The sequence below is a fragment of the Roseiarcus sp. genome (assembly GCF_052145395.1).
GTDB lineage: Bacteria > Pseudomonadota > Alphaproteobacteria > Rhizobiales > Beijerinckiaceae > Roseiarcus.
In genome coordinates this window covers 1-3,993 of record NZ_JBKQOT010000147.1, presented here as the reverse complement: position 1 = coordinate 3,993, position 3,993 = coordinate 1, and the positions used below count along the sequence as shown (strand labels likewise).

Sequence of the window (3,993 nt, the reverse complement as noted above, 5' to 3'; positions counted from 1 at the left end):
TCGCGATGGGCAAGCCATCTTCGAGGACCTTTCACGCGCCGACCCCGGCAACGCGGGCTGGCGGCGCGACCTGTCGGTCTGCTACGACAATATCGGCGACGTGCTGGTCGCTCAGGGCGACCTCGCCGGGGCGCTGAAAGCCTTTCGCGATGGTCTGGCGATCCGCGAAGCGCTGTCGCGCGCCGACCCCGGCAACGCGACCTGTCGGTGTCCTACGAAAAGGTTGGCGACGTGCTGGTCGCCCAGGGCGACCTCGCCGGGGCGCTGAAAGCCTTTCGCGACGGTCTGGAGATTGCCGAGGACCTGTCGCGCGCCGACCCCGGCAACGCGGGCTGGCGGCGCGACCTATCGGTGTCGTTCAACAAGGTCGGCGACGTGCTGGTCGCCCAGGGCGACCTCGCCGCGGCGCTGAAAGCCTTTCGCGACGGTCTGGCGATTGCCGAGGACTTGTCGCGCGCCGACCCCGGCAACGCGGGCTGGCGGCGCGACTTGTCGGTGTCCTACGACAGGGTCGGCGACGTGCTGGTCGCCCAGGGCGACTTCGCCGGCGCGCTCAAAGCCTTTCGCGACGGTCTCAAGATTGCCGAGGACCTGCCGCGCGCCGACCCCGGCAACGCGGGCTGGCGGCGCGATGTCGCCGTGTCGCACGCCAAGATCGCGAACGCCCTGACGACGAGCGGCGACGTTGCCGGCGCCCGTCGGGCGCTGCGCTCCGGCTGCGACATCCTCGCGTCGCTTGTCCAAAGCCATCCGGACTGGGCGGAATGGAAGCGGGACCTCGCCTGGTTTGACGCGCAACTCGCAGCGCTGGACAATCCGGGCGGCGGCTGAAGGCGCGTGTCCAAAATCCTGCGCGGGTCGTGTCGACAAAATCTTCCTGATAATCAGAATCCGTGATAGTCTCTAAATCCTGAGGGTCGGAACGGCTGCGCGCTTTCGTGTAGGAAAACGCGCCACCGAATGAGAAATACGTTGTCAATTTGTACAAATGGAATTCGTGACGCAACTCCCAGGGAGGTCGCCAGATTTCCCCACGACCTCGTCCTGAGGAGCCCTCGAAGCGGGCGTCTCGAAGGACGATCCAGTGGGCGCTGCCGTCGGTGCGCGCCGGAGCGTCCTTCGAGACGCGTCGCCTACGGCGCCGCTCCTCAGGACGAGGCGGGTGGTGGTAGGCAGCTACTTCGTGACACCTTTCCGCGTCTAACCGGTTGAAAACATGAGACGGCTGCCAGAACTGCAAAGGCCGGAGGCCGGGACGCCCAGGCCGGCCCGGTCGGAGGGGGATCAAAACTGCGTGGCCACCCCTTCGCGCCTCGTCCTGGCCCCCAGACTCTTGATCCGGGGGTGTCGAAGGACGTTCCAGAGCGCGCGTATGTTCCCAACCACTGGATCATCTACCCTCGTCCTGAGGAGCGGCGCCGCATGCGGCGCGTCTCGAAGGACGCTCCAGATCGCACTGAAACGTCCTTCGAGACGCCCGCTTCGCGGGCTCCTCAGGACGAGGCCGAAGGAAAAATGGCGCCCTCCTTGGGAGCTCCGACGGATCGGAAAACTCGCCGCAAGCCCTTGGAAAGGCTTAAAACCGGCTCGAAATCGGCAGGCTCAGGCCCCTTCCATCGCCAGCGCCCGTCTGACCGCCGGGCGCTCGGCCATGCGGCGGCGGTGGTCGAACACTTGCGGGAAGGCGGCGGGGTCGACGCCGTCGCCCTCGAGCCAGGACGCGATGGTGAAGAGATAGGGGTCCGCGATCGTGTAGCGTTCACCCATCGCCCACGGCCCGCGAAACATTTTTTGCTCGATGAGCGCGAAACAGGCGCCGACCGTCTCGGGGACCTTTGTCTTCATCGCTTCGATCGCCGCCGGGTCGTCGGCCCAGCGATAGCCGCGCACGCGGTGGGCGTGCGCCACATGAACCGTCGAACAGAGGTAGGTCGCGAAGGCCAAGAGTTCGGCGAAAGCGAACGGGTCGTCGAGCGGCGCAAGCTGAGCGGCCGCGTGCGTCTGGGCGATGAAGGGGAGGATCGCCGGCGTCTCGGTCAGCACGCCGCGGTCCGTCACCAGCGCCGGCACGCGCCCCTTCGGGTTGATCGCGAGGTATTCCGGCTTCGTCTGCTCGGCCGACCCGAAATCCACCAGGCGGCCTTCGTAAGTTGCGCCGGCCTCTTCGAGCGCGATGTGGGAGGCGAGCGCGCAGGTCTTTGGGGCGTGAAAGAGTGTCAGCATGATCGCCGTCGCAGCAGTGGGTGGCGAAGCCGCCGGTTACAGACGCGCGATCATGCCGCGTTTTTCCAGTTCCGCAATCACCCGGTCCGCCAAAGCTTCGGCGTTTTCGTCGCCCGAGCGCAGCACCAGCTCCGGATCTTCCGGCCGCTCGTACGGCTGGTCGACGCCGGTGAAGTTCTTGATCTGGCCGGCGAGCGCCTTCTTGTAGAGGCCCTTCGGATCGCGCGCGATTGCGGTCTCGAGCGGCGTGTCGACGAAGATCTCGATGAACTCGCCTGTCCCCGCCGTCTCGCGCACGAGCCGACGCTCAGCGCGGAAGGGCGAAATGAACGAGCAGAGCACGATCAGGCCGACGTCGGTCATGAGCTTCGCCACCTCGCCCACGCGCCGGATATTCTCGACGCGGTCGGCGGCGGTGAAGCCGAGGTCCTTGTTGAGGCCGTGGCGGACGTTGTCGCCGTCGAGCAGCGCCGTGTGCACGCCCCTCGCGTGCAGCTTCGTCTCGACGAGGTTGGCGATCGTCGACTTGCCCGCGCCCGAGAGGCCCGTGAACCACAGGATCGCAGGCTTCTGATGCTTCAGTCTCGCATGCGCTTCGCGCGTCACCGAGAGGCCGTGGCGATGGACGTTGGTCGCGCGCCTCAGCCCATGGGCGATCAAGCCGGCGCCCGCGGTCTCGTTGGTCAGCCGGTCGATCAAAATGAACGAGCCGGTGTCGCGATTGTCGGCGTATGTGTCGTAAGCGACCGGCGCCGTGGTCGCGAGATTGCAGAACCCGACTTCGTTGAGATCGAGCCGCTTGGCGGCCAGCTTGTCGAAATTGTTGACGTCGAGCCGGTGCTTGAGCTCGGTGATGGACGCGGGGACCGTTCGCGTTCCGACCTTCATCAGGTAGGACCGCCCCGGCAGCATCGGATCGGCGCTCATCCAGATCACGTTGGCGGTGAACTGGTCGGCGACGTCGGGCCGGGTGTCCGGATGCGACAGCACGTCGCCGCGGGCAATGTCGAGCTCATCAGCCAGCGTCAGCGTGACGGCGTCGCCCGCCGTGGCGCTTTCCGCCTCCTCGTCGGCGACGAGAATCCCGGCAACGGTCGTCCGCCGGCCGGAGCCCGCGACCACGATCGGATCGCCCTTGGCGAGCCCGCCGCTCGCGACCGTGCCGGCCACGCCGCGGAAGTCGAGGTGCGGACGATTGATCCATTGCACCGGAAGTCGGAAAGGCGCGGAACGGCGGTCGTCCTCGACCTCGACGCGCTCGAGATATTCCAAGAGATGCGCGCCCTGAAACCAGGGCGTGAGGGGACTGCGCGACGAGACGTTGTCGCCGAAGCGGGCCGAGAGCGGAATCGCGAACAGCGAGCGGAAGCCGAGCGGCTCGGCGAACTTGCGATAGGCGATCACGATGTCCCGGAATGTCTTCTCGTCGTAGCCGACGAGGTCGATCTTGTTCACCGCCAGCACGATGTGCCGGACGCCGAGCAGGGACGCGATGATCGAGTGCCGGTGCGTCTGCGTGAGCAGGCCCTTGCGCGCGTCGACGAGCACGACGGCGAGATCGGCGTTGGAGGCGCCGGTCGCCATGTTGCGGGTGTATTGCTCGTGCCCGGGCGTGTCGGCGACGATGAACGAGCGCGCCGGGGTGGCGAAATAGCGATAGGCGACGTCGATGGTGATGCCCTGCTCGCGCTCCGCCTCGAGCCCGTCGACGAGCAAGGCGAAGTCGATGTCATCTTCGGTCGTGCCGAACTTCTTCGAGTCGCGCTCGAG

4 protein-coding genes are annotated in these 3,993 nt (G+C 66.7%); 2 read left to right on the top strand and 2 right to left on the bottom strand.

Translation table 11 applies throughout. The features are described 5' to 3' along the window. Together ACLP25_RS05160 and ACLP25_RS05155 are read left to right on the top strand one after the other, a co-directional pair. A partial coding sequence (locus tag ACLP25_RS05160) for a tetratricopeptide repeat protein (RefSeq protein WP_442468156.1) occupies positions 1–268 on the top strand: 268 nt, incomplete at its 5' end. Beyond that, positions 208–831: a tetratricopeptide repeat protein gene (locus tag ACLP25_RS05155; protein ID WP_442468155.1), complete on the top strand. Its 624-nt coding sequence runs from the start codon at positions 208–210 to the stop codon at positions 829–831. The genes ACLP25_RS05160 and ACLP25_RS05155, both read left to right, overlap by 61 nt. Before the next feature lie 771 nt (positions 832–1,602). Here the strand turns inward: ACLP25_RS05155 and ACLP25_RS05150 are convergent. Both ACLP25_RS05150 and cysC read right to left on the bottom strand, forming a co-directional pair. After that, positions 1,603–2,223 carry a glutathione S-transferase family protein gene (locus tag ACLP25_RS05150; RefSeq protein ID WP_442468153.1) on the bottom strand — a complete coding sequence of 207 codons (621 nt, stop codon included), beginning with the start codon at positions 2,221–2,223 and terminating at the stop codon, positions 1,603–1,605. 36 nt (positions 2,224–2,259) lie between these two features. Further along, the coding region (gene cysC / locus ACLP25_RS05145) for an adenylyl-sulfate kinase (protein WP_442468152.1) at positions 2,260–3,993 on the bottom strand (1,734 nt) is incomplete at its 5' end.

Excerpts from the sequence above, each read along its gene's own strand:
- ACLP25_RS05150 (WP_442468153.1), bottom strand. The coding sequence starts at position 2,223 with ATGCTGACACTCTTTCACGCCCCAAAGACCTGCGCGCTCGCCTCCCAC.